Below are 25313 nucleotides of genomic sequence, written 5' to 3' on the forward strand. Positions count from 1 at the left end.
CCAGCAGGCTGGCTCCCACATTCTGGATCTGTGAATACAAATTCAGTGTGGGAGCCAGCCTGCTGGCGATTGCTCTTTCAAAAACGCTAAAACTGCTACTTCTTCGCAGCGATCATCGCCAAAAACGTCGGCATCGCCGCTTCCTTGTCCGCTGCAATCTTCTGCACGTGCGGATTCTGCTCCAGCCGCTCCAGCAGCGCCTTGGCCTTCGGCATCTGCGCCAGCAAATCCAGACCGAACAGCTTGTGCCCCACCGCAACTGCCAACGGCACGCTGTAGAGGAAGTACAAATCCGCAATACTCAGGCTGTCGCCCGCCACATACGGGGCGAACTTGCCGTGACGGCCCAGTGCCGCAAAGCCCAGCAGCAATTCAGCCTTGGTTTTCTCCTTGATCGCTTCCGGCAGCGTCGTACCGAAAAACGCCTCGCCATAGCAGGCACGGGCCGGCAGCTCGATGTACAGCTCGATTTCCTTGGCCACCGCCAGCACCTGAGCGCGGGCAAACGGCTCGGTCGGCAACAGCGGGACACCCTTCTGGCTGCTTTCAAGGTATTCGAGCATCACCATCGTTTCATTGATGTAGCCACCTTCGGTCCCCAGCACCGGCACCTTGCCGCGCGGGCTGATGGCCAGGGACTCCGGCGTTGGCGTCGGGTAGAACGTGACCTCTTCGAACGGCAGGTCTTTTTCCAGCAGCGCCAGCTTGACCATGTTGTAGTAGTTGCTGACGGAGAATCCATAGAGCTTGAACATCACATAGCCTCCAGGCCGTGCGGGGTGGGCAGTGCCTGTTTATAGATCGCACCAGGGATTCGCGCCAGCAGCATCACGCTGAATGCGGGTAAACTGGCGCCTTTCCTTGAGGAGCCTGCCATGAGCGAGCCGACTGACATCGACAATGATGAAGAAGAGTTCACCGAATCGACGCTGATCGAAGCGATCGAGAACCAGATCGAAAGCGACAACCCGCCAGCGGCCAAGGCAACCTTCAACAAGCTGACGCTGGTCGGTTACGAGCGTGATGACATCCTGAATCTGATGGCCCACGTGCTGGCCTGTGAAATCGACGCGATGCTCGACGAAGACCGCGCGTTCGATACCGAGTGGTACGAAACCGCGCTGCGCGCACTGCCCGAACTGCCACCGGAAAAGCAGTAAACGGCCCCGCCCTGTGGGAGCCCGCCTGCTCCCACACAATTTGTCACCCATCTGCGAGGCCTTCTGCCGCCCCCTGACTACACTGGAATTCACCCCGGGACAAAAACCCTGACACGCGCACTGGACAGGCCGCGCCGGCAGGTTCACCTTAGGGGCGCTGTCGTCCAATTCCTAGAAAGTCTGGAGTCCTTATGTCGCTTACCCCTGAGTTGGTTGCCGAACTGGAAGTCCTTGCACTCTTCAACCTGGACAGTTCCCAGGAAGGTCTGAAAATTCATCAGACCGCTGCCCCGAAGCACATTGCCGCCGCACAACGCCTGTTCGAAAAAGAACTGACAGACCAGCCTGATGGCGGTTACCTGACCAGCCTCGGTCGCGATGCCGCACAAAACGTGCAAACCGTACTGACGATTCTCAGAGAGCAGCAAACCGCCTGATTTTCCCGACTTTGCCCACGGAAACCCCTGCCACGGGATTTCCGCGGGCCAGCCATGAACGTCCCCCATCGCCGCGCGATAGAAATCTGACGTCAAAAAACAAATTCAGCTTAAAACTCCTGCCGCTCAGGCGCTAAACTCCCGGACACCCGAGACCCCTTGCCTCCGAGCCCTGCGCGCCGGTTTGAGCCGACATGACCCGCACCCATGAAATCCGCCCCGACCTCGACGAAGGCATCGACCGCAAGGTACTCAGCCAGCTACGTGCACGCTTTCTGAAACTCAATGAAGGCCGCCTGAACCGGGCGCGGGAAGGCCTGTCGACGCGCCAGCAAAGTGTGCTGACGCTGCTGCCGCTGTTTTTTCACGTTAATCATCCGCTGCTGCCGGGTTATGTCTCGGGCAGCACGCCAACCGGGCTGTCAAATTACGAGCCTGACGCCGAGGCGCTCGCCGAAGCCCAGCGCCTGACCCGCTCGTTTTCCTACAAGCCGCGTCACGGAAGCAACCCGCCACGGCCGATTCACGGTCTGTTCCTGATGGGCAGCCTCGGCACGCTGGCCCAGGCAGACCAGAGCGACATGGACGTGTGGGTCTGCCACGCCCCCGACCTGAGCGATAGTGAGCTGGCCGAACTGCGCAAGAAGTGCCAGTTGCTCGAAACCTGGGCCGCCAGCCAGGGAGCCGAGGCGCACTTTTTCCTGATCGACCCGGTACGTTTCGTCAAAGGCGAACGCGATACTCAGCTCAGCTCCGAAGATTGCGGCACCACCCAGCACTATCTGCTGCTGGACGAGTTCTACCGCACCGCGATCTGGCTGGCTGGGCGCACGCCGATCTGGTGGCTGGTGCCGGTCTACGAAGAACGCGCCTATGACGCGTACACCCACACCCTGATTTCCAAGCGTTTCATCCGCAACGATGAAACCCTCGACCTGGGGCCGATGGCGCACATTCCGCCGGGCGAATTCGTCGGCGCCGGGCTGTGGCAACTGTTCAAGGGCATCGAGTCACCTTACAAATCGGTGCTCAAGCTGCTGCTGACCGAGGTCTACGCCAGCGAGCATCCGCATGTGCAGTGCCTGAGCCTGCGCTTCAAGCAAGCGGTGTTCGCCAATCGGCTGGACCTCGACGAGCTGGATCCGTACATGGTGGTCTACCGCCGGATCGAGGAATACCTCACAGCGCGCAACGAACCGGAGCGGCTTGAGCTGGTACGCCGTGCGCTGTACCTCAAGGTCAACCGCAAGCTCACCGGCAACAGCCGAACCCAGAGTTGGCAGCGCTCACTGCTGGAAAGACTGGCCAGCGAATGGCATTGGGATCAGCGGCAACTGGCGCTGCTCGACAGCCGCAGCCAGTGGAAAGTCCGCCAAGTCAGCGCCGAACGCCGGGCGCTGGTCAACGAACTCAATTACAGCTATCGATTCCTGACCCAGTTCGCCCGCGCAGAGCAGACCGTCAGCCTGATCAACAAGCGCGACCTCAACGTTCTCGGACGGCGCCTGTATGCGGCGTTCGAGCGCAAGGCGGACAAGGTCGAGTTCATCAATCCCGGCATCGCCCCGGACCTGGCCGAAGACACGCTGACCCTGGTGCAATCGCCGAACAAAAAGGAACCGGGCCAGACCCAGTGGGGCCTTTACAACGGCAGCCTGACAGCGCTGGAGTGGGAACACTTCGCACCGATCAAGCGCAGCCGCGAGTTGCTGGAATTGTTGACCTGGTGCCACCGCAACGGCGTGATCGACAGCAGCACCCGACTGGCCCTGCACCCCGGCACCAGCGACATGAGCGAGTTCGAGCTGTTCAACCTGCTCGGCAGCCTGCAACAGAGCATCCCCCTGCCCTTGCCGACCGTTGCCGAAGAACCGCTGCTGCGCGCCGCCGTACCGAACGAAGTGTTGATGCTGGTGAATGTCGGGGTCGATCCGCTCAAGCATCACCGCGACCTGAACATCCTGATGACCACCGAGCGTACCGATTCGCTGAGCTACGCCGGTGTGCGCGAGAACCTGGTGTTGACCTTGGATCAGGTCACGCTCAACAGCTGGAACGAAGTGCTGGTCAACCGCTTCGATGGCCCGCATGCCCTGATGGACTGCCTGCGCGATTACCTCAACAATCTGCCGCGCGGAGCGCAACAGCCGTCGCTGCGAGTGCGCTGCTTCTGTCACAACCGCGCGCAGTTCATCGCGCGACGGGTGGAAGAAATCATCGACACCGCGCAGACCCTGTTGCTCAGCGACCTGAATCACCGCTACCTGATCCAGGTGCAGCAGCATTACCACGTGCTGGAACTGGTGCCGGGTCAGGTCAACCATGTCGCCCTCGCCACCCTGCCGGCGCTGCTCGATTACCTGGGCGAGGAACAGCCGCGCTACAGCCCGCTGCACCTGGACCCGATGGCGCTGGAAGACCACGACCTGGCGCTGATCCTGCCGATGGGCCAGCCTGAATGCATTCAGGTGTTCTACCGGATCACCGAACAAACCGCCGAGCTGTACGTACTCGACGAATTCAATGCGCTGTGGCAACAGCACTTGCCCTTTCACGACGAGCAAAGCCTGTTGGTGCCATTGCAGCGGTTCCTGCAGTCGATCCAGTTCCGCCGCGAAGCGCTGCTGCCGATGGATGCGGGCCATGCCGCCAGCCTTGAAATCTTGTATTACCAGTTATTGCCATCAGGGCCGGGACGCGCGCGACGGGTCGAAATGCGCCCGGCGCCGCAGACGCCGGTCAACAAACCGTTCTACGACGTGCAGGCGATCGTCGGCAAAGCCGCGCCCGGCGAGGTGCAGGTCACGCTGTATTGCAATCAACGGGAATTCAGCGAGCTGGAACATGGTGACCAGCTGTTCAGCGTGGTCGCCCGGGAGATCGTCGGGCAGCGCCGGGAAACCGAGCGCTACCGCTGCTACATCACCGACCTGGACCTGTCGGGCGTGATCGGTGACGGGCAGAGTTCGAGCAATCTGTATCTGCGTTACAAGGCCGACCTGGAACGCTCTCTGAACGAGGCGCTCGAGCAGGTCTGAGGCGGGTTACTCCGGGAAATCACCGCCGTTGGCCGGCTGCGATTCGACTTCGAGCAAGGTCAGTTTCAGGGTCTTGCCGCCCGGGGCTGGCCAGTCGATGTGCTGACCAACCTTCAGGCCCAGCAGCGCACTGCCGACCGGGGCCAGGATCGAGACTTTGCCTTCGTCGGCGTTGGCGTGCTTCGGATAGACCAGGGTCAGGTGGTAGTCCTTGCCACTGCTTTCTTCGCGGCAGTGCACACGGGAATTCATCGTCACGACATCGGCAGGCACTTCATCGTGACCGACCAGGGTATCGGCGCGGTCCAGTTCGGTTTGCAGCGCGATCACGCCCGGCAGCGTGTCATCCAGGCTGTCGATCAGGCGCTCCAGACGTTGCACGTCCAGACGGGTAAGGGTGATGGAAGGTGCGGTCATGATCCGGGCAGACTCCTTTCTTCTGCACACAAAAAAAGCAAAACCCCGCCAAAAAAGACGGGGTTTTCACCAGGCCTCGATGGGTTGAGGCGTTTCCGGACACTATCACAGCTCAAAAAATATACAAGCTACGCGCCGGCGAGCTGCCGGCGCTGAGCGGCCTGCGCACAAATCACCCGGCGGCGCTCGTCATCGGCCGCACGCCACTCGCGGATGTCTTCGACATGGCGCATGCAACCGAGGCAGACCTTCTGCTCATCCAGCCGGCATACGCCGGTGCACGGCGAAGGCACGGCCGGGCTGACGTTGCTGTAGAGCGGCTTCGGCGGACGGGCGGGCGCGGTGTCAGTCACGAAATCACAGGCCTTCGAAATCGAATTCGGTGCCGGCCTGCTGCTTGACGATGCGCTCGAGCATTTCGCCCAGCTGTTCTTCGCTCTTGTCGCACATCCAGCGTTCGCTTTCTTCGTCGTAGTCGAAGTGGAAACCGCCGGACACCGCGGCCAGCCACAGCTGCCGCAACGGTTCCTGACGACTGAAGATCAGCTGGGTGCCGTTCTCGAACTTGACGGTCAGCACACCGGCCGAGTTCTCCATGTCGATGTCCAGGTCGCTGTCGTCGAAGATGTCTTCCAGTTTTTCCTGGGTTTCATCGACCAGATCGTGGAAACGGGCTTCGGACAAACTCATTGCGGCAACCTCAAAAAATGTCTGATCAGGCTCAAGCGCCGCAAGATACGGACGCTGCCAGCCGATTGCAAAGGATAACGACCAAGCGCCCTGCCCGGCGACGAAATATCCACCCGTCACGCGGGAAAAGTTTCCGCGCCGCAGCCTGAGCCCCGCCGGACGGGAGTTCCGTCGCATAGGCAAGCTGCCGGGTGGCCGGTATACTCCGGCGCAATTAACGCATTTTCAAGGATTTCGCCATGAAGCGCCTGATCTCTTCCCTTGCTGCGCTCGTCGCGGTTGCCTGCCTTGTTTCGGCTTGTGGTCAAAAAGGCCCGCTGTACCTGCCCGATGAAGATCAGGACCCGGCCGAGCAAGCCCAGACTTCGCAAAAGCAGCCTGCCTCCAAGGCACACAAGCACGACGTTTACTAAGGGATCGCCATGGACGCTTTTAACTACCGTGGCGGGGAGCTGTTCGCGGAAGGTGTGGCGCTGTCCGCCATCGCCGATCGCTTCGGCACTCCCACCTACGTCTACTCCCGCGCTCACATCGAGGCCCAGTACCTGGCCTACGCCGATGCGCTGGCCGGCATGCCGCACCTGGTCTGCTTTGCGGTCAAGGCCAACTCCAACCTCGGCGTCCTGAATGTCCTGGCCCGTATCGGCGCCGGTTTCGACATCGTCTCCCGTGGCGAGCTGGAACGCGTTCTGGCCGCCGGCGGCAGCCCGGACAAGATCGTATTCTCCGGCGTCGGCAAGACCCGTGACGACATGCGCCGTGCGCTGGAAGTCGGCGTGCATTGCTTCAACGTCGAATCCACCGACGAGCTCGAGCGCCTGCAAGTGGTCGCCGCCGAGTTGGGCGTTCGCGCGCCGATCTCGCTGCGCGTGAACCCGGACGTCGATGCCGGCACCCACCCGTACATCTCCACCGGTCTCAAAGAGAACAAGTTCGGCATCGCCATCACCGACGCCGAAGACGTGTACGTGCGTGCCGCGCACTTGCCGAACCTGGAAGTGGTCGGCGTCGACTGCCACATCGGTTCGCAACTGACCACTCTGCCGCCGTTCCTCGATGCCCTTGATCGCCTGCTGGATCTGGTCGATCGCCTTGGCGATTGCGGCATCCACCTGCGCCACATCGATCTCGGTGGCGGCCTGGGTGTGCGTTATCGCGACGAAGAGCCGCCATTGGCTGCCGATTACATCAAGGCTGTGCGCGAGCGCCTGGTCGGCCGTGATCTGGCGCTGGTGTTCGAACCGGGCCGCTTCATCGTCGCCAACGCCGGCGTGCTGCTGACTCAAGTCGAATACCTCAAGCACACCGAGCACAAAGACTTCGCCATCGTCGACGCGGCCATGAACGACCTGATCCGCCCGGCGCTGTACCAGGCCTGGATGGACGTGACCGCGGTCAAGCCGCGCGACACCGCTGCACGCAAGTACGACGTGGTCGGCCCGATCTGCGAAACCGGCGACTTCCTCGCCAAGGAACGCGAACTGGCGCTGGAAGAAGGCGATCTGCTGGCCGTGCATTCGGCCGGTGCCTACGGTTTCGTGATGAGCTCCAACTACAACACCCGCGGCCGTGCCGCCGAAGTGCTGGTGGATGGCGATCAGGCCTTTGAAGTGCGTCGCCGCGAAACCGTGGCCGAGCTGTTTGCCGGCGAAAGCCTGCTGCCGGAGTAACCCCATGCTGCTGCGTTTTACCAAGATGCACGGCCTGGGCAACGACTTCATGGTCCTCGACCTGGTCAGCCAGCACGCGCATATTCAGCCCAAGCACGCAAAAATGTGGGGCGACCGGCACACCGGCATCGGTTTCGACCAGTTGCTGATCGTCGAAGCGCCGAGCAATCCGGATGTGGACTTCCGTTACCGGATCTTCAACTCCGACGGTTCCGAAGTGGAGCAGTGCGGCAATGGTGCGCGCTGCTTCGCCCGCTTCGTGCTCGACAAGCGTCTGACCGCCAAACGGCAGATCCGCGTCGAGACCAAGGGCGGCATCATCGAACTGGACGTGCGTAACGACGGCCAGATCGGCGTGAACATGGGCGCCCCGCGCCTGGTGCCGGCGGACATTCCGTTCCAGGCGCCGGAGCAGGCCCTGAGTTATCAGGTCGATGTCGACGGTACGCCGGTCGATCTGGCCGCGGTGTCCATGGGCAACCCCCATGCGGTGCTGCGAGTCAGCGATATCAACACTGCACCGGTGCATGAACTGGGGCCGAAAATCGAACATCACCCGCGCTTTCCGGCGCGGGTCAACGTCGGTTTTCTCCAGGTCATCGACCGCCATCGCGCGCAACTGCGCGTCTGGGAACGCGGCGCCGGGGAAACCCAGGCCTGCGGCACCGGTGCCTGCGCTGCTGCTGTAGCGGCGATCAGTCAGGGGTGGATGGATTCGCCACTGTTGATCGACCTGCCGGGCGGGCGCCTGTCCATTGAGTGGGCAGGCCCCGGCCAACCGGTGTTGATGACCGGCCCGGCAGTGCGCGTATACGAAGGACAAGTGCGTCTTTGAGTGAGCAGAAGCCATGACCGATAAGCCTCAGGTACCCGCCCGACAGTCCGGTGAATCAGCGTCCGAGAGCCTGGAGGCGGCAGCGGTTGCCGCGTACCTGGAGGCTCATCCGGACTTTTTCGTCGAGCATGAAGAACTGCTGCCGTCCCTGCGCATCCCCCATCAGCGCGGCGATACCGTTTCGCTGGTCGAGCGCCAGATGGCCATCCTGCGCGACCGCAACATCGAGATGCGTCACCGCCTCTCGCACTTGATGGACGTCGCCCGGGACAACGATCGCCTGTTCGACAAGACCCGTCGCCTGATCCTCGCCCTGATGGACGCTGCCACCCTGGAAGATGTGGTGATCAGCGTCGAAGACAGCCTGCGTCAGGATTTCCAGGTGCCCTTCGTCAGCCTGATCCTGCTCGGCGACAACCCGGCCCCGGTCGGCCGCTGGGTGACCCACGCCGACGCGCAAACCGCCATCGGCGGCCTGCTCACCGAAGGCAAGAGCGTCAGTGGCAGCCTGCGCGAGCATGAGCTGGACTTCCTGTTCGGCGAAGAACAGCGCAAGCAGATCGGCTCCACCGCCGTGGTCGCCGTCAGCCATCAGGGCATCCACGGAATCCTGGCCATCGCCAGCCGTGATCCGCAGCACTACAAGAGCTCGGTCGGCACGCTGTTCCTCAGCTACATCGCCGAAGTCATGGGTCGCGTGCTGCCACGGGTCAACAGCTCCCTGCGTTCGGTACGCTGAGCATGGAACGACAACTGGACGCTTACTGCGAACACCTGCGCAGTGAGCGGCAGGTGTCGCCGCATACGCTGTCGGCCTACCGGCGCGATCTCGACAAAGTCCTCGGCTGGTGCATCAAACAGAACATCGGCAGCTGGCAGGCGCTCGACATCCAGCGCCTGCGCAGCCTGATCGCCCGCCTGCATGCCCAGGGCCAGTCCTCGCGCAGTCTGGCGCGCCTGCTCTCGGCCGTGCGCGGGCTCTATCACTATCTGAATCGCGAAGGCCTCTGCGATCACGATCCGGCCACCGGCCTCGCGCCGCCCAAAGGCGAACGCCGCTTGCCGAAAACCCTCGACACCGACCGCGCCCTGCAACTGCTTGAAGGTGCTGTTGAGGACGATTTCCTGGCTCGACGTGATCAGGCGATTCTGGAGTTGTTCTATTCCTCCGGCCTGCGCCTGTCGGAGCTGACCGGGCTCAATCTCGATCAACTCGATCTGGCCGACGGCATGGTTCAGGTACTCGGCAAGGGCAGCAAGACGCGCCTGTTGCCGGTCGGCAAAAAAGCCCGGGAAGCACTGGAGCAATGGCTGCCGTTGCGGGCGCTGACCAATCCGGCGGACGGCGCCGTATTCGTCAGCCAGCAAGGTCGACGCCTCGGCCCGCGCGCAATTCAGGTGCGGGTCAAACTGGCCGGCGAGCGCGAACTGGGGCAGAACCTGCACCCGCACATGCTGCGGCACTCCTTCGCCAGCCATTTGCTCGAGTCCTCCCAAGACCTGCGCGCGGTGCAGGAATTGCTCGGCCACTCGGACATCAAGACCACCCAGATCTATACCCACCTGGACTTCCAGCACCTGGCGGCGGTCTACGACAGCGCCCATCCACGGGCCAAACGCATGAAAGGCGACGATTCATGAGCATCCAGTTGATCACCTTCGACCTCGACGACACCCTGTGGGACACCGCCCCGGTGATCGTCAGCGCCGAAGCGGTTTTGCGCGAATGGCTGAGCGAGCATGCGCCGAATCTGGGCGCGGTACCGGTGGAGCATCTGTGGTCGATCCGTGAGCGGGTACTGGCCAATGAACCGGGACTGAAACACCGCATCAGCGCGCTGCGCCGGCGAGTGCTGTTCCATGCGCTGGAGGAAGCCGGATACGCCCACAGCGAAGCGTCGGATCTGGCGGACAAGAGTTTTGAAGTGTTTCTGCATGCGCGGCATCAGATCGAGGTGTTCCCGGAGGTCGAGCCGATCCTGGAAACCCTCGCCAAACACTACGCTCTCGGGGTGGTCACCAATGGCAACGCCGATGTCCGTCGTCTCGGGCTGGCGGACTACTTCAAGTTTGCGCTGTGCGCCGAAGACATCGGCATCGCCAAGCCGGATGTGCGACTGTTCCATGAAGCGTTGCAGCGCGGTGGCGTGAGCGCCGAAGCCGCCGTGCATATCGGCGATCACCCGGGGGACGACATCGCCGGGGCGCAGCAGGCCGGTCTGCGAGCGATCTGGTTCAACCCCGCCGGCAAGGTCTGGGAAGCGGAGCGCCAGCCGGATGCCGAGATTCGCAGCCTGAACGATCTGCCCGCGGTGCTCGCCCGCTGGAACAGCCGCGGCTGATTTTCTTTCGCCCATGAAAAAGCCCGCAGCGACGGCGGGCTTTTTCAGCAAGCAAGCGACACGCCTCAGATAGGGCGGCTGCCGTACTTGTTGTCCGGCTTCTTGGGCGGATCGGCGACCACGTTGGCCTCCACTTCCTGAACCTTGCCACCGCGCGCAAGGAACTCTTCCATGGCCTTGGCCAGGGCATCGCGCTCCTTGTTCTTGGCTTCGATGCTCGGCAACTCGTCGACCGACACCGCCGCCTTGGCCTTGCCTTTGGCAGCCGGGACCGGCGTATCGTCACCGCCATCGTCTTCAGCAGCGTCTTCCGCTGCTGCTTCCAGACCGTCTTCGGCCTCGTCTTCGTCGCCTACTTCGAGGTCGTCGTTTTCCAGATCATCGTCGCTCATGTTCTACCTCATGACTTGCGAAAAGCAGATTAGTTATAGACCAGCTTTGGCGACTGTCGAAAGTCGCCGGAAAAAAATCAGTAACCATTGGTGACCAACGGTTTATGCCCCTTCACCGTGCAAGGTGGCGAGGACTTTACGGGCACCGCCATGATCACGGTGCTCGCCCAGGTAAACGCCTTGCCAGGTGCCCAGTGCCAGTCGACCCGCCGTTACCGGCAAACTGATCTGACAGCCCAGCACGCTGGCCTTGAAGTGCGCCGGGAGGTCGTCCAGGCCTTCGTCGTTATGCTCATAGCCGTCTGTTCCTTGTGGGATCAGACGATTGAAAAATCGTTCGAAGTCGCGACGTACCGCCGGATCGGCGTTCTCGTTGATGGTCAACGACGCCGAGGTATGCTGCAGCCACAAATGCAACAGACCGACCCGGCATGCCTTGAGTTCAGGCAGACCGGCGAGCAACTCGTCCGTCACCAGATGAAAGCCCCGGGGCCGTGCCCGCAGGGTTATCAGAGTCTGTTGCCACATACAGTTCTCCGCACGTTCGGGGCGCATTCTAGCGCGCTCTGGAAAAAAACAAAGGCCCTAATATTCCTTCAATGATGTAAGCCTTTGGCCGCAGAAAAACACTCGTCGTAAACACGACCAAAGCAGTACGAAAAATCCTTTGAGCTGTATCGGGGAAGACAAATTCCAGACAAAAAAATGCCCGGCAAGCCGGGCAAGTTTTTTGCGGCGCGTGCTTACAGGTTGTAGCCGCGCTCGTTGTGTTGTGCCAGATCCAGGCCGACCGATTCTTCTTCCTCGGTCACACGCAGACCCATCACGGCATCCAGTACCTTGAGGATGATGAAAGTGACGATGGCGGTGTAAATCACGGTGAAGCCGACGCCTTTGCACTGAATCCAGACTTGTGCGGCGATGTCGGTGACGGTGCCGAAGCCACCCAGCGACGGTGCGGCGAACACACCGGTCAGGATCGCACCGAGGATACCGCCGATACCGTGCACGCCGAAGGCATCCAGGGAGTCGTCATAACCGAGTTTGCGTTTCAGGGTGGTGGCGCAGAAGAAGCACACCACGCCTGCTGCCAGACCGATCACCAGTGCGCCCATCGGGCCCACGGTGCCAGCGGCCGGAGTGATCGCCACCAGACCTGCAACGACGCCGGATGCGATACCCAGTGCGCTTGGTTTGCCGTGGGTGATCCACTCGGCGAACATCCAGCCCAATGCAGCAGCAGCGGTAGCGATCTGAGTGACCAGCATCGCCATGCCGGCAGTGCCGTTGGCGGCCGCAGCGGAGCCGGCGTTGAAGCCGAACCAGCCGACCCACAGCATCGCCGCGCCCATCAGGGTGTAACCCAGATTGTGTGGCGCCATCGGGGTGGTCGGGAAACCTTTGCGTTTACCCAGTACCAGGCAGGCAATCAGACCGGCCACACCGGCGTTGATGTGCACCACGGTGCCGCCGGCGAAGTCGAGCACGCCCCAGTCCCACATCAGGCCGCCGTTGCCGGACCAGACCATGTGCGCGATCGGTGCGTAGACCAGGGTGAACCAGATGCCCATGAAGATCAGCATCGCGGAGAACTTCATCCGCTCGGCGAACGCACCGACGATCAGCGCCGGAGTGATGATCGCGAAGGTCATCTGGAAGGTGATGAAGACCGCCTCGGGGAACAGCGCCGCCGGTCCGGTCAGGCTCGCTGGCGTGACACCGGCCAGGAACGCCTTGCCGAAACCGCCCACGAACGAGTTGAAGTTGACGACACCCTGCTCCATGCCGGTGGTGTCGAACGCGATGCTGTAGCCATAAATGACCCACAGGACGCTGATCAGACCGGTAATGGCGAAGCACTGCATCATCACGGAAAGAATGTTTTTCGACCGAACCATGCCGCCGTAGAACAGCGCGAGGCCGGGGATGGTCATGAACAGCACGAGGGCTGTGGAGGTCAGCATCCAGGCGGTGTCGCCGGAATTCAGGACTGGGGCTGCCACTTCGTCTGCCGCCATGGCCAGGCCGGGCATTACGATAGACAACAGGGCTCCTAGCCCTGCGAATTTACGCAGAGTCATATTGTTTTCTCCTGGGGCGTTGGGTTTGTGGCGGCGTTTAGATCGCGTCGGTATCGGTTTCGCCGGTACGGATGCGGATCGCCTGTTCCAGATTGACCACGAAGATCTTGCCGTCACCGATCTTGCCGGTGTTGGCAGCCTTGGTTATCGCCTCGATAACCCGATCCAGATCCTTGTCGTCGATGGCAACGTCGATTTTCACCTTGGGCAGAAAATCGACCACATACTCCGCGCCGCGATACAGCTCGGTGTGACCCTTCTGCCGACCGAAGCCTTTGACTTCAGTAACGGTAATGCCCTGCACGCCGATTTCGGACAGCGACTCGCGCACGTCGTCCAACTTGAACGGCTTGATGATGGCAGTGACTAGCTTCATGAAACTCTCTCCCGAATTGGTGGACTTGCCCCAGGAAAACAAACCCGACTCAAGTCTAAGCGCAGTGCCTGGCTTTGTAACGCTTCGTTGTCGACGCCAGCTAACCGCTCCAGACGAAACTCCCCGCTCCGTCTGCCGCACTGCATTCGTCACAGCGACTGCATCAGTGCATGGGTCGAAGGTGACTAAGCAGAAAGCTTGCCATCTCGCCAAAAACCACTGATTTCAATCCCTTGGCCGCTGCCACAGATGCCATCACCCAAATGGCACTCCGGATACGCACAACAACGGTGCGTGGCCGTGCATCCCGTTGCGCGAAAAGCGTGCATCCGTGCCTGCGCCAATGACTATAGACACTGCGTGATACACTGCCGGCCATTGTTTCCAGGACATATCCCATGCTCGCGCCCAAAGACTTCCTCGACGCCCTTAGCGGCACCGCCTCCCGCCTGTTCAGCGGCGACACGCCCTTGCCAAAAGCCGAAATCGAAAGCCAGTTCAAGATGCTGCTGCAAAGTGCCTTCAGCAAACTGGACCTGGTGAGCCGCGAAGAGTTTGACAGTCAGATGGTGGTGCTGGCGCGCACTCGCGCCCGGCTCGAGAGCCTTGAGGCGAAGGTGGCGGAGCTGGAAGCGAAGCTGACGCCGCCGGCTGAGTGAGTCCTCATCCCAGCCCGCAACTGGTTGGCGGAATTTCGTTGATGCTTGTGCCAGCGATCAAACCTGCATAACCTGAGCAAACGTGAGTGTGTCCACTAAGGACGCGCAGGCCTTGGCCTCACCGAAGCCTGCAACTGAAAACCGTCTCCTCAAGGCGGTTTTTTTTCGCCTCGAGATATGTGCGGCTGTCGACCGCAACATCCAGTGAAGGTTTGCCCAGGCAACCGTCCCTCCAACACTCCCCTCCCCGACTACCCTTCAAAAACCCGCAGGAAGCGGCCCCTCGATTCAACTCAAGGAACGACCATGTCCCTCGCCATCGTCCATAGCCGCGCCCAGATTGGCGTGGATGCCCCCGCCGTCACCGTCGAAGTCCACCTGGCCAACGGCCTGCCCTCGCTGACCATGGTCGGCCTGCCTGAAGCGGCGGTGAAAGAGAGCAAGGATCGGGTGCGCAGTGCGATCATCAATTCCGGGCTGCAGTTTCCGGCGCGGCGGATCACTCTGAATCTGGCACCGGCGGATCTGCCCAAGGATGGCGGGCGGTTCGATCTGGCGATTGCGCTGGGGATTCTGTCGGCGAGTGTGCAGGTGCCGACGTTGACGCTGGATGATGTGGAGTGCCTTGGCGAACTGGCGTTATCCGGCGCCGTGCGGGCGGTGCGCGGGGTGTTGCCGGCGGCACTGGCAGCGCGCAAGGCCGGGCGGACGCTGGTGGTGCCGCGGGCGAATGCCGAAGAGGCGTGTCTGGCGTCGGGACTGAGGGTGATTGCGGTGGATCATCTGCTGGAGGCTGTGGCGCATTTCAACGGGCATACGCCAGTCGAGCCTTATGTCTCGGACGGGCTGATCCATGCTGCCAAACCTTATCCCGACCTGAATGAAGTACAGGGCCAACTGGCGGCCAAACGGGCGCTGCTGATTGCCGCTGCCGGCGCCCACAACCTGCTGTTCAGCGGGCCACCGGGGACGGGCAAGACATTGCTGGCCAGTCGTTTGCCAGGGCTGCTGCCACCGCTGACCGAGAGTGAAGCGCTGGAAGTGGCGGCGATTCAATCCGTCGCCAGCGGCGCGCCGCTGACTCACTGGCCGCAACGCCCGTTCCGCCAACCGCATCACTCGGCTTCCGGGCCGGCATTGGTCGGTGGCAGTTCAAAACCTCAGCCCGGCGAAATCACCCTCGCCCATCACGGCGTGCTGTTTCTCGATGAGCTGCCCGAGTTTGATCGCAAGGTGCTGGAGGTGCTGCGCGAACCGCTGGAATCCGGCTGCATCGTGATCGCAAGGGCCAAGGAACGGGTGCGGTTTCCCGCGAGATTCCAATTGGTGGCGGCGATGAATCCCTGCCCCTGTGGATATCTTGGCGAACCTAGCGGCAAGTGCTCGTGCACGCCGGACATGGTGCAGCGCTATCGCAACAAGCTGTCGGGGCCGTTGCTGGACCGGATCGATTTACACCTGACGGTGGCGCGGGAGGCGACAGCGCTGAACCCTGCGGTAAAACCGGGAGAGGACAGCGCCAGCGCGGCCACGCGGGTCGCTGAGGCCCGCGAGCGTCAGCAAAAACGCCAGGGTTGCGCCAATGCGTTTCTCGATTTGCCGGGGCTGAAGAAGCACTGCAAGTTATCCACAGCCGATGAAACCTGGCTGGAGACGGCGTGCGAAAGACTGACCTTGTCGCTGCGCTCGGCGCATCGGTTGCTCAAGGTCGCGCGGACGCTGGCGGATCTCGAAAAGTGCGCAGATATCAGTCGCGAGCATCTGGCCGAAGCGTTGCAGTATCGGCCGGCGACTCAGTAAGTGCTGAGTTTGGGGTGGCCCCAATCGCGAGCAGGCTCGCTCCCACAAGTCCAACATAGATCCTGTGGGAGCGAGCCTGCTCGCGATCGCTATTTCAGAGACGCCTCAACGGAAGCGGTCGACCTCTTGGCGCAGGTCGGCTGCCAGGCCTTCCAGTTCCTTGGCGGTGATGGCCAGGTTAGACACCACTTCGCGCTGCTCGCTGTTGGCCATCGCGATGCTCTGCAAGTTGCTGCTGAGCAAAGTCGCGGTGCTGCTCTGCTCCTGAGTCGCGGTGGTGATCGCGGCAAACTGCTCACCCGCCGAGCGACTTTGCTCGTCAATGCGCGCCAGCGCCGAAGCGACGTTGGCGTTGCGCGACAGCCCTTCCTGCATCAGCAGATTGCCCTGCTCCATGTTGCTGATGGCGTTGCCGGTTTCCTGCTGAATGCTGTGAATCATGCTGGAAATTTCATCCGTCGCCTGACGGGTACGCGAAGCCAGGCTGCGCACCTCGTCGGCCACCACGGCAAAGCCGCGACCCTGCTCGCCGGCACGGGCCGCTTCGATGGCGGCGTTGAGTGCCAGCAGGTTGGTCTGTTCGGCAATCGAGGTGATCACGCTGACGATGCCGCCGATTTCCTGGGAACGCTGACCGAGCGTGTTGATCACGGTCGCGGTGGTGTTCAGTGCGCCGGCAATCTGCTCCAGCGAGGAAGACGCTTCCTCCATCGACGTGCGACCGATCTGCGTCTGCTGCGCGTTTTCCTGGGCAAGGCGCTGGGTGTTGCCCATGTTGTCGGCAATGTTCAGCGAAGTGGCGGAGAACTCTTCAACGGCACCGGCCATGCTGGTGATTTCGCCAGACTGTTGCTCCATGCCTTCATAGGCGCCTCCGGACAGACCGGACAGCGCCTGAGCCCGACGGTTGACCTCTTCCGAGGCGCGGCGGATGTGCTCGACCATGGTCGACAGGGCCTGGCTCATCTGGTTGAACGCGCGAGCCAGCTGACCGATCTCGTCGTTGCTCGACACGCTCAGGCGCACGCTCAGATCACCGGCACCCAGGGCTTCGGCCTGACGCACCAGATCGCCCAGCGGCGCCAGCTTGCTGCGCAGCAACCAGACCACGGAGCCGACCGCCAGCAGCATCGCCAGCAGACTGCCGATGGCCAGCTGAGTGCCGACGCTCCAGGTCACCGCGCGAATCTCCGCCTTCGGCATGCTCGCCACTACCGACCACGGCCCACCCTCGAACGGCACGGCGATGCTGTAAAAGTCTTCGGACTTGTCGCTCCAGAACCGGCCTTTACCCGGCGCTTTCGCCAGATCGTTGATTACCGTAATCGCTTGATCCAGCGCCTGCACGCCCGCCGGGGCCACCAGCCATTGGTTTTTCTCGTCCAGCAATGCCAGCGAACCGGTCTGGCCGATGCGGAAGCGCTTGAGATTGGCGAACTGGGCGTTCTGCGCGTCGGTGTAATCGAAGCCGACAAACAACACGGCAATCACCTTGCCGCTGCTGTCACGCACCGGGGTGTACTGAGTCATGTAGGAACGATCGAACAGCAAGGCACGGCCAACGTACCCCTGCCCTGCCATCAACTTCGCATAGGCCGGGTGGGCGTGGTCGAGCACGGTGCCGATGGCGCGGGTGCCGTCCTGTTTGCTCAGGGAGGTGCTGACGCGAATGAAGTCTTCGCCGCTGCGCACGAACAGCGTGGCGACACCCGCCGTCATCTGCTTGAACTCGTCGACTTCCTTGAAGTTGTTGTTCAACACTTCGCTGCCCAGGTGCAGGCCCGGCGTCTGGGTGCCGGCCACGGTCACCGGCTCGCTCGGATGAATGCTCAGGCCGGCGCTGAAGCGCTTCTCGAACAACCCGCTCAGGCGCTGGGTGCTTTCGCGCAGCGTGCCGTGGAAGGTGCTCAATTGGTCGGCGAGCAGACGCGCCTCACTGGCGAGGTGCTCCTCACGTGTGGCGAGGTTGGCGGTATCCAGCGAACGCAAAGCAAAGACTGTACTGCCGCTGATGACAATCGCCAGTATCACGGCGAGCGCGAGGCCCAGCTGCGAGGCGATCCGAGCGCGAGGTTGAGACATGGACAGCTCCTGGCCGAACTTCCGATCCTCCTTGATCGCAGCTCGGATAATTTTCTAATGGGGGTGAATCGTGGTAACCGGCACGACGGTTCCACATGCACGTATTCGGCGGTAAAACCGAATACTTGAGCGAACAGCAGGGTTATGGCGAAAGGCCGGCATTGTGCAGGCTCGAACGATTCAGCTCAAGCGCGTGACCGCCGGCAGCGTCATGGCGCGGACTTCGCCTTGCAGGAAGTCGCTGAGGCGGCGCAAACGTTCACCTCCGGGGCGGGTCTTTGGCCATACCAGGTAATAATTCAGTCCGCTGGCGACCGCCGTCGGCCAGGGCAGGCTCAAGCGCCCTTGCGCGACATCCTCGGCCACCATCAGCAGATCGCCCATGGACACCCCATAGCCCCTGGCTGCCGCGATCATGCCCAGCTCCAGGGTGTCGAACACCTGCCCGCCCTTGAGCGACACCTGTTCCGACAGTCCCATGTGTTCCAGCCAACTGCGCCAGTCCCGGCGATCCGGCGTCGGGTGCAGCAGCTCGGCGCTGGCCAGCCGCGCCACGTCCCACGGCTGATCGTTGAGCAGATTCGGCGCGCCAACCGGAATCAGCTCCTCCGGAAACAGCAGGCTGGCTTCCCAGTCCGGCGGGAAATGTCCGTCACTCAGCAGCACCGCGCAATCGAAGGGCTCGTTGTTGAAGTCCACCGAGTCCACGTCCATCCACGCGCTGGTCAGTTGCACTTCGTTGCCTGGCTGCAAATGCCTGAAACGACTGAGCCGCGCCAGCAACCAGCGCATGGTCAGGGTCGACGGGGCTTTCATGCGCAGGATGTCATCTTCGGCGCGCAAGGTATTGCAGGCCCGCTCAAGCGCGGCAAAGCCCTCACGGATGCCCGGCAGCAGCAGGCGTGCCGACTCGGTCAGTTGCAGGTTGCGCCCGCTGCGGTGAAACAAGCGGCAGGCGAAGTGCTCTTCGAGCGTGCGGATGTGCCGGCTCACCGCACTCTGAGTGATCGACAACTCTTCAGCTGCCCGGGTGAACGAACTGTGGCGGGCCGCCGCTTCGAATGCGCGCAGGGCATACAAGGGGGGAAGACGACGGGACATGCACAGCGCTCCTATGGCGGGATTGCGCCAACTTAGCAGAATCGTGGAAGGATGAGTTTTAATCATGCCATCCATCCTTTTTATCCCTTTGTGCAACCTGCGCCAAACCCTGAGAATCGACGGTCTCTTGCTCCCTCTTTTATAAGGATGTGAACGCCATGCAGCGTCCTGTGCGTACCGAACTCTGGGCCATCCTGCGGCTGGCGGGGCCGTTGATCGCCTCGCAGTTGGCGCACATGCTGATGGTGCTGACCGACACCCTGATGATGGCGCGCCTCAGTCCCGAAGCGCTGGCCGGTGGCGGTCTGGGCGCGGCGAGCTATTCGTTCGTGTCGATTTTCTGCATCGGCGTGATCGCGGCGGTCGGCACTCTGGTGGCGATTCGTCAGGGCGCCGGCGACATCATCGGCGCCGCCCGCCTGACCCAGGCCGGATTGTGGCTGGCGTGGCTGATGGCGCTCGGCGCCGGGCTGCTGTTGTGGAATCTGAAACCGGTGCTCTTGCTATTCGGCCAGACCGAGACCAACGTCAACGCCGCCGGGCAATTTCTGATCGCCCTGCCGTTCGCCCTGCCCGGCTACCTGAGCTTCATGGCCTTGCGCGGCTTCACCAGCGCCATCGGCCGGGCAACGCCGGTGATGGTCATCAGCCTCGCCGGTACGGTGGCCAACTTCCTGCTCAACTACGCGCTGATCACCGGCCTGTTCGGCCTGCCGAAACTGGGGCTGACCGGTATCGGTCTGGTCACGGCGATCGTTGCCAACTGCATGGCGCTGGCACTGGCCTGGCACATTCGCCGGCATCCGGCCTATGACGCCTACCCGCTTCGCGAAGGTCTGTCGCGGCCAAATCGGCAGTATTTGAAAGAACTCTGGCGCCTGGGCTTGCCTATCGGCGGCACCTACGCGGTGGAAGTCGGGCTGTTCGCCTTCGCGGCGCTGTGCATGGGCACCATGGGCAGCACGCAACTGGCGGCGCACCAGATCGCCCTGCAAATTGTCTCGGTGGCATTCATGGTTCCGGCGGGGATGTCGTATGCGATCACCATGCGCGTCGGTCAGCATTACGGCGCCGGGCAATTGAACGATGCGCGGATGTCGGGACGGGTCGGCATCGTCTTTGGTGCGGTGGTAATGCTGGGGTTTGCGATGGTGTTCTGGTTGCTGCCGAATCAGTTGGTCGGTTTGTTCCTCGACCATAACGACCCGGCGTTTGCCGAGGTGATTCGTCTGGCCGTCAGCCTGCTGGCCGTGGCGGCGTGGTTCGAGCTGTTCGACGGCACGCAGACGATTGCCATGGGCTGCATCCGCGGGCTCAAGGATGCCAAGACCACATTCCTGGTCGGGCTCGTTTGCTACTGGCTGATCGGTGCGCCGGCGGCGTGGCTGATGGCGTTCCATCTGCACTGGGGGCCGACCGGCGTCTGGTGGGGTCTGGCGCTGGGGCTGGCCTGCGCGGCGGTGAGCCTGACGCTGGCGTTCGAATGGAAGATGAAGCGGATGATTCGGCTCGAGCCGCAATCTCAAGGTTTCAAGATCGCTCAGCCGGAATGAGTTTCCCTGTGGAAGCAAGCTCGCTCCCACAGGGATTTGAGGCTAAACCACGATACCCAGCGGCGGCTGGCTGGCGTCAACCACCAGATATTCAACCAGTTCCGCCAACGGCAACGGCTTGCTGATCAGGTAACCCTGCACCTGATCGCAGCCGAACCCGCGCAACAGATCCAGTTGCTCCCGGGTTTCCACCCCTTCGGCCACCACTTCCAGGTGCAGGTTGTGCGCGAGATTGATCATCGCGTGCACCAGTTTGCGGTTCTCTTCACGCTGCTCCATGCCGCCGACAAAGCTCTTGTCGATCTTCAGCAAGGTGATCGGCAGGCTGTTGAGGTGCACGAACGATGAGAACCCGGTGCCGAAATCATCCAGCGAAAATCGCACGCCGAGGCGACCGAGCGCGTCCATGGTCTGCTTGACCAGATCGCTGCGGCGCATCACGGCGGTTTCGGTGAGTTCGAATTCCAGCCACTGCGCCTCGACGCCGCGCTCGGCGATCAGACGGCTGAGCGTCGGCAGCAACTGGCTGTCCTGAAACTGGCGGAACGACAGGTTGATCGCCATGTGCAGCGCCGGCAGTCCGCGTTCGCGCAACGCCTGCATGTCGCGCAGGGCCCGGGATATCACCCAATAACCCAGCGGCACGATCAGGCCGCTCTGCTCCGCCAGCGGCACGAATTCACTCGGCGGCAGCAGGCCGCGTTCGCTATGGCGCCAGCGCACCAGCGCTTCGAGGCCGACGATCTGGCCGTCCTGCAGGTTCAGGCGCGGCTGGTAGTGCAGCTCCAGCTCGTCACGGCGCAACGCCCGGCGCAGCTCGCTTTCGAGGTCGGCCATGCTCCGCGCGTTGCGGTTGATCCGCTCGTTGAAGATGTGAAAGGTGCAGCCCTGAGTGCTCTTGGCCTGCTGCATGGCGATGTGCGCGTGCCACATCAGCGGATCCGCACCACCCTGGGCGCGGGCATGGGCGATGCCCAGGCTGGAGCCGATCAACAGGCTTTCCCCGTCGACCCAATAAGGTTCGGCCAGGGCTTCGGTAATGCGCTCGGCCATCCATTCGGCCCGTTGCGGGGCGCGGCGGGTATCGATCAGCAAGGCGAATTCATCGCTGCCGAGGCGCGCCAGTTGATCGCCGACTTCCAGCTGACTTTTCAGCCGTGCGACGACTTGCAGGATCAGGCGGTCGCCGGCCTGGTGGCCAAGGGCGTCGTTGGCGTGACGGAAGTTGTCGAGATCAAGGTGCCCGAGGGCCAGGCCGCGACCGTCGTTTTCGGCGAGGCGCGCCGTCAGCAGGGTCTGGAAGCCCTGGCGGTTGGCGATGCCGGTCAGCGGATCCTGTTCGGCCAGGCGTTGCAGGGTGTTTTCCAGCACGCCGCGTTCGCGCACATGCCGCAGGCAACGCCGGAGCATGCCGGGATCGAGGGCATCGAACACCAGCCAGTCGCTGACGCCGTCGGGCGCGGTCGCCGGCTCGTGTTCCAACAGCAACACCGTCGGCAGGCTGCAACGGCCGGGCGCCGGCTGCAACGCGGGAACGGTCAACAACACCGCGTGGCGGTTGTCTTCGAACAGGCTGCTGACCGACTCCCAGCTCGGCGCGCTGATCAGCACCGCCGTACTTCCCAACGGCGCCAGACACTCGCGCAATAACGCTGTCCACGCTGGCTCTTCGGCCAGTAGCAGCAAACGCAAGGGTTCGACAGGCGTAGTCAAGCTGACTCCCTAGACTCTGCAATGATGTGGGCGGCGGGCATTATGCCGTTGCGGCAACCAATGACCAAACGACAACGGTTATCAAAACGTTATTTTGTGTCACGAATGAGAACATTAGCCGCAAAATCACCGCGCATCCTGCGTGAAAGTAACAAAACCGGCAAATTTGAATCGCGTGCTGCGTCACAAGTCGGAGAGAGCAGCACAAATCGCTGAGCCTGTTAAAATGCCGGCCCATTTCGTCAACGACTCCCGAATTTTCGTATGTCCCGACTCAATCCCCGGCAGCAAGAAGCCGTGAACTACGTCGGCGGCCCTCTATTGGTGCTCGCCGGTGCTGGCTCCGGCAAGACCAGCGTGATCACGCGCAAGATTGCGCATCTGATCCAGAACTGCGGCATCCGCGCCCAGTACATCGTCGCCATGACCTTCACCAACAAGGCCGCGCGCGAGATGAAAGAGCGGGTCGGCACCCTGCTGCGTCCAGGTGAAGGACGCGGGCTGACGGTCTGCACCTTCCACAACCTGGGCCTGAACATCATCCGCAAGGAACATGAACGGCTGGGCTACAAACCCGGTTTCTCGATCTTCGATGAAACCGACGTCAAGTCGCTGATGACCGACATCATGCAGAAGGAATATGCAGGCGACGACGGCGTCGACGAGATCAAGAACATGATCGGCGCCTGGAAAAACGACCTGATCCTGCCGGCCCAGGCCCTGGAAAACGCCCGTAACCCCAAGGAACAGACCGCCGCCATCGTCTACACCCACTATCAGCGCACGCTCAAGGCGTTCAACGCGGTGGACTTCGACGACCTGATCCTGCTGCCGGTGAAACTCTTCGAAGAGCACGCCGACATCCTCGAAAAATGGCAGAACAAGGTGCGTTACCTGCTGGTCGACGAATACCAGGACACCAACGCCAGCCAGTACCTGCTGGTGAAAATGCTCATCGGCAAACGCAACCAGTTCACCGTGGTGGGCGACGACGACCAGTCGATCTACGCCTGGCGCGGCGCGCGGCCGGAAAACCTGATGTTGCTCAAGGACGACTATCCGTCCCTGAAAGTGGTGATGCTGGAGCAGAACTACCGCTCCACCAGCCGCATCCTGCGCTGCGCCAACGTGCTGATCTCGAACAACCCGCACGAATTCGAGAAGCAGCTGTGGAGTGAGATGGGCCACGGCGACGAGATCCGCGTGATCCGCTGCCGCAACGAGGACGCCGAAGCCGAGCGCGTGGCCATGGAAATCCTCAGCCTGCACTTGCGCACCGACCGCCCGTACAGCGACTTCGCGATCCTCTATCGCGGCAACTACCAGGCCAAGCTGATCGAGTTGAAACTGCAGCACCATCAGGTGCCGTACCGTCTGAGCGGCGGCAACAGTTTCTTCGGTCGTCAGGAAGTGAAAGACCTGATGGCCTACTTCCGCCTGATCGTGAACCCGGACGACGACAACGCCTTCCTGCGGGTGATCAACGTGCCGCGCCGGGAAATCGGCTCGACGACCCTGGAAAAACTCGGCAACTACGCCACCGAACGCAAGATCTCGATGTACGCCGCCACCGACGAACTCGGCCTGGGCGAGCATCTGGACAGCCGCTTCACCGATCGCCTGTCGCGCTTCAAGCGCTTCATGGACAAGGTGCGCGAGCAATGCGCCGGCGAAGACCCGATCTCCGCCCTGCGCAGCATGGTCATGGACATCGACTACGAGAACTGGCTGCGCACCAATAGCTCCAGCGACAAGGCCGCGGACTACCGGATGAGCAACGTCTGGTTCCTGATCGAAGCCTTGAAGAACACCCTGGAAAAAGACGAAGACGGCGAAATGACCGTCGAGGACGCCATCGGCAAACTGGTCCTGCGTGACATGCTGGAACGTCAGCAGGAAGAGGAAGACGGCGCCGAAGGCGTCCAGATGATGACCCTGCATGCGTCCAAGGGCCTGGAATTCCCCTACGTGTTCATCATGGGCATGGAAGAGGAAATCCTCCCGCACCGCTCCAGCATCGAAGCCGACACCATCGAAGAAGAACGCCGCCTGGCCTACGTGGGCATTACCCGCGCGCGCCAGACCCTCGCGTTTACCTTCGCCGCCAAGCGCAAACAGTACGGCGAGATCATCGACTGCGCGCCAAGCCGCTTCCTTGATGAGCTGCCGCCGGACGACCTGGCCTGGGAAGGCAACGACGACACACCGACCGAAGTCAAAGCCGTGCGGGGCAACAGCGCACTGGCTGATATACGCGCGATGTTAAAGCGCTAGAATTGACCACTTTTTACTAGACCTTCGGCGCACAAAGCGCCAAATGAGGACAGCTTCATGGAAGCATTGCACCAGAAAATCCGCGAACAAGGCATTGTGCTTTCCGACCAGGTCCTGAAGGTCGACGCCTTCCTGAACCACCAGATCGACCCGGCCCTGATGAAGCTGATCGGCGACGAATTCGCCTCGCTGTTCAAGGATTCCGGCATCACCAAGATTGTCACCATCGAAGCCTCGGGCATCGCCCCGGCGATCATGACCGGTCTGAACCTCGGCGTGCCGGTGATCTTCGCCCGCAAGCAACAGTCCCTGACCCTGACTGAAAACCTGCTGTCGGCGACCGTTTACTCGTTCACCAAGAAAACCGAAAGCACCGTGGCCATCTCCCCGCGCCACCTGACCAGCAGCGACCGTGTGCTGATCATCGACGACTTCCTGGCCAACGGTAAGGCGTCCCAGGCGCTGATCTCGATCATCAAGCAGGCCGGCGCCACCGTCGCTGGCTTGGGCATCGTGATCGAGAAGTCGTTCCAGGGCGGCCGTGCGGAGCTGGATTCGCAGGGTTACCGCGTCGAGTCGCTGGCTCGCGTGAAATCGCTGAAGGATGGCGTGGTTACCTTCATCGAGTAAGCAACACCGCATTACCTCTGTGGGAGCCAGCCTGCTGGCGATGGCGTCGTGTCAGTCAACATC

25 protein-coding genes and 1 pseudogene are annotated in these 25313 nt (G+C 62.0%); 14 read left to right on the forward strand and 12 right to left on the reverse strand.

Translation table 11 applies throughout. The annotated features are described in order from the left end of the window. Positions 1–95: 95 nt before the first annotated feature. Positions 96–755: a glutathione S-transferase gene (locus ACM6JM_RS20420; RefSeq protein ID WP_414882413.1), complete on the reverse strand. Its 660-nt coding sequence runs from the start codon at positions 753–755 to the stop codon at positions 96–98. A gap of 120 nt (positions 756–875) precedes the next feature. On the opposite strand from ACM6JM_RS20420, the gene ACM6JM_RS20425 reads away from it, so the two are divergent. The 3 genes from ACM6JM_RS20425 (at position 876) to ACM6JM_RS20435 (ending at position 4635) form a co-directional block, all read left to right on the forward strand. After that, positions 876–1160, forward strand: a complete 285-nt coding sequence (locus ACM6JM_RS20425; RefSeq protein WP_007951881.1) for a hypothetical protein — start codon at positions 876–878, stop codon at positions 1158–1160. A gap of 191 nt (positions 1161–1351) precedes the next feature. Beyond that, positions 1352–1597, forward strand: coding sequence for a TIGR02647 family protein (locus tag ACM6JM_RS20430; protein ID WP_127648051.1), 246 nt, complete (start codon positions 1352–1354; stop codon positions 1595–1597). Positions 1598–1791: 194 nt separating this feature from the next. Next, positions 1792–4635, forward strand: coding sequence for a class I adenylate cyclase (locus ACM6JM_RS20435; RefSeq protein ID WP_103385882.1), 2844 nt, complete (start codon positions 1792–1794; stop codon positions 4633–4635). 6 nt (positions 4636–4641) lie between these two features. Here ACM6JM_RS20435 and rnk read toward each other — a convergent pair whose 3' ends face one another. The 3 genes from rnk to cyaY form a co-directional block, all read right to left on the reverse strand. Then, a complete protein-coding gene (gene rnk, locus ACM6JM_RS20440; protein WP_007951886.1) occupies positions 4642–5052 on the reverse strand; it encodes a nucleoside diphosphate kinase regulator in 411 nt (136 codons plus the stop codon). Positions 5053–5180: 128 nt separating this feature from the next. Next, the gene (locus ACM6JM_RS20445) at positions 5181–5405 is read right to left on the reverse strand and encodes a DUF1289 domain-containing protein (RefSeq protein ID WP_039765278.1); all 225 of its coding nucleotides are present in this window, start codon (positions 5403–5405) and stop codon (positions 5181–5183) included. Between the two features lie 4 nt (positions 5406–5409). Beyond that, positions 5410–5742 (reverse strand): iron donor protein CyaY, encoded by a 333-nt coding sequence (cyaY, locus tag ACM6JM_RS20450; RefSeq protein ID WP_007951887.1) that lies wholly within the window; start codon positions 5740–5742, stop codon positions 5410–5412. Positions 5743–5981: 239 nt separating this feature from the next. Here cyaY and lptM point away from each other — a divergent pair, with 239 nt between their 5' ends. From lptM to ACM6JM_RS20480, 6 genes are read left to right on the forward strand one after another with little or no spacing between them, the layout of a single operon-like run. Further along, the gene (lptM, locus tag ACM6JM_RS20455; RefSeq protein ID WP_134334171.1) at positions 5982–6155 is read left to right on the forward strand and encodes an LPS translocon maturation chaperone LptM; all 174 of its coding nucleotides are present in this window, start codon (positions 5982–5984) and stop codon (positions 6153–6155) included. A gap of 9 nt (positions 6156–6164) precedes the next feature. Further along, positions 6165–7412: a diaminopimelate decarboxylase gene (lysA, locus tag ACM6JM_RS20460; RefSeq protein ID WP_039765275.1), complete on the forward strand. Its 1248-nt coding sequence runs from the start codon at positions 6165–6167 to the stop codon at positions 7410–7412. A gap of 4 nt (positions 7413–7416) precedes the next feature. Next, positions 7417–8247, forward strand: coding sequence for a diaminopimelate epimerase (gene dapF, locus ACM6JM_RS20465; protein ID WP_011336523.1), 831 nt, complete (start codon positions 7417–7419; stop codon positions 8245–8247). Between the two features lie 13 nt (positions 8248–8260). Beyond that, the gene (locus ACM6JM_RS20470) at positions 8261–8986 is read left to right on the forward strand and encodes a DUF484 family protein (RefSeq protein WP_007951894.1); all 726 of its coding nucleotides are present in this window, start codon (positions 8261–8263) and stop codon (positions 8984–8986) included. A 2-nt stretch (positions 8987–8988) separates the two neighbouring features. Further along, positions 8989–9888 (forward strand): tyrosine recombinase XerC, encoded by a 900-nt coding sequence (xerC, locus tag ACM6JM_RS20475; RefSeq protein ID WP_414882414.1) that lies wholly within the window; start codon positions 8989–8991, stop codon positions 9886–9888. After that, the gene (locus ACM6JM_RS20480; protein WP_414882415.1) at positions 9885–10589 is read left to right on the forward strand and encodes an HAD family hydrolase; all 705 of its coding nucleotides are present in this window, start codon (positions 9885–9887) and stop codon (positions 10587–10589) included. Before xerC ends, ACM6JM_RS20480 begins: the two co-directional genes overlap by 4 nt. Before the next feature lie 65 nt (positions 10590–10654). Here the strand turns inward: ACM6JM_RS20480 and sutA are convergent, their stop codons facing one another. The 4 genes from sutA to glnK all read right to left on the reverse strand — a co-directional run bounded on the left by sutA (position 10655) and on the right by glnK (position 13438). After that, the gene (gene sutA, locus ACM6JM_RS20485) at positions 10655–10981 is read right to left on the reverse strand and encodes a transcriptional regulator SutA (protein ID WP_039765264.1); all 327 of its coding nucleotides are present in this window, start codon (positions 10979–10981) and stop codon (positions 10655–10657) included. Positions 10982–11083: 102 nt separating this feature from the next. Beyond that, positions 11084–11509, reverse strand: coding sequence for a secondary thiamine-phosphate synthase enzyme YjbQ (locus ACM6JM_RS20490; protein WP_039765261.1), 426 nt, complete (start codon positions 11507–11509; stop codon positions 11084–11086). Positions 11510–11724: 215 nt separating this feature from the next. Next, the gene (locus tag ACM6JM_RS20495) at positions 11725–13062 is read right to left on the reverse strand and encodes an ammonium transporter (protein ID WP_007951904.1); all 1338 of its coding nucleotides are present in this window, start codon (positions 13060–13062) and stop codon (positions 11725–11727) included. Between the two features lie 37 nt (positions 13063–13099). Beyond that, positions 13100–13438, reverse strand: a complete 339-nt coding sequence (glnK, locus tag ACM6JM_RS20500; protein WP_002555808.1) for a P-II family nitrogen regulator — start codon at positions 13436–13438, stop codon at positions 13100–13102. Between the two features lie 398 nt (positions 13439–13836). On the opposite strand from glnK, the gene ACM6JM_RS20505 reads away from it, so the two are divergent. Together ACM6JM_RS20505 and ACM6JM_RS20510 are read left to right on the forward strand one after the other, a co-directional pair. Next, entirely contained in the window at positions 13837–14097 is a 261-nt protein-coding gene (locus tag ACM6JM_RS20505) for an accessory factor UbiK family protein (RefSeq protein ID WP_011336527.1), read from the forward strand. A 306-nt stretch (positions 14098–14403) separates the two neighbouring features. Beyond that, the gene (locus tag ACM6JM_RS20510) at positions 14404–15897 is read left to right on the forward strand and encodes a YifB family Mg chelatase-like AAA ATPase (RefSeq protein ID WP_414882416.1); all 1494 of its coding nucleotides are present in this window, start codon (positions 14404–14406) and stop codon (positions 15895–15897) included. 105 nt (positions 15898–16002) lie between these two features. Here ACM6JM_RS20510 and ACM6JM_RS20515 read toward each other — a convergent pair whose 3' ends face one another. The 3 genes and pseudogenes from ACM6JM_RS20515 to ACM6JM_RS20525 form a co-directional block, all read right to left on the reverse strand. Continuing rightward, on the reverse strand, positions 16003–16863 hold the full coding sequence (locus ACM6JM_RS20515; RefSeq protein WP_371855392.1) for a methyl-accepting chemotaxis protein: 861 nt from the start codon (positions 16861–16863) through the stop codon (positions 16003–16005). After that, positions 16858–17979, reverse strand: a pseudogene (locus ACM6JM_RS20520) (Cache 3/Cache 2 fusion domain-containing protein); the annotation flags it as partial. The gene ACM6JM_RS20515 and the pseudogene ACM6JM_RS20520, both read right to left, overlap by 6 nt. A gap of 180 nt (positions 17980–18159) precedes the next feature. Next, positions 18160–19080 (reverse strand): LysR substrate-binding domain-containing protein, encoded by a 921-nt coding sequence (locus tag ACM6JM_RS20525; protein ID WP_414882417.1) that lies wholly within the window; start codon positions 19078–19080, stop codon positions 18160–18162. A gap of 158 nt (positions 19081–19238) precedes the next feature. Here ACM6JM_RS20525 and ACM6JM_RS20530 point away from each other — a divergent pair, with 158 nt between their 5' ends. Continuing rightward, positions 19239–20633, forward strand: coding sequence for a NorM family multidrug efflux MATE transporter (locus ACM6JM_RS20530; RefSeq protein WP_074690005.1), 1395 nt, complete (start codon positions 19239–19241; stop codon positions 20631–20633). A gap of 42 nt (positions 20634–20675) precedes the next feature. On the opposite strand, the gene ACM6JM_RS20535 is transcribed toward ACM6JM_RS20530, so the two are convergent. Beyond that, complete coding sequence (locus ACM6JM_RS20535; protein WP_039765245.1) at positions 20676–22346, reverse strand: putative bifunctional diguanylate cyclase/phosphodiesterase; 1671 nt, start codon at positions 22344–22346, stop codon at positions 20676–20678. Between the two features lie 264 nt (positions 22347–22610). Between ACM6JM_RS20535 and rep the strand changes: the two genes are divergently transcribed. Continuing rightward, the gene (gene rep / locus ACM6JM_RS20540) at positions 22611–24620 is read left to right on the forward strand and encodes a DNA helicase Rep (protein WP_039765244.1); all 2010 of its coding nucleotides are present in this window, start codon (positions 22611–22613) and stop codon (positions 24618–24620) included. Positions 24621–24677: 57 nt separating this feature from the next. Next, on the forward strand, positions 24678–25250 hold the full coding sequence (locus ACM6JM_RS20545; protein WP_007920398.1) for a xanthine phosphoribosyltransferase: 573 nt from the start codon (positions 24678–24680) through the stop codon (positions 25248–25250). The last annotated feature ends 63 nt before the right edge of the window (positions 25251–25313 follow it).

It is taken from the genome of Pseudomonas sp. IT-P2 (assembly GCF_949767575.1).
Taxonomy (GTDB): domain Bacteria; phylum Pseudomonadota; class Gammaproteobacteria; order Pseudomonadales; family Pseudomonadaceae; genus Aquipseudomonas; species Aquipseudomonas pharyngis.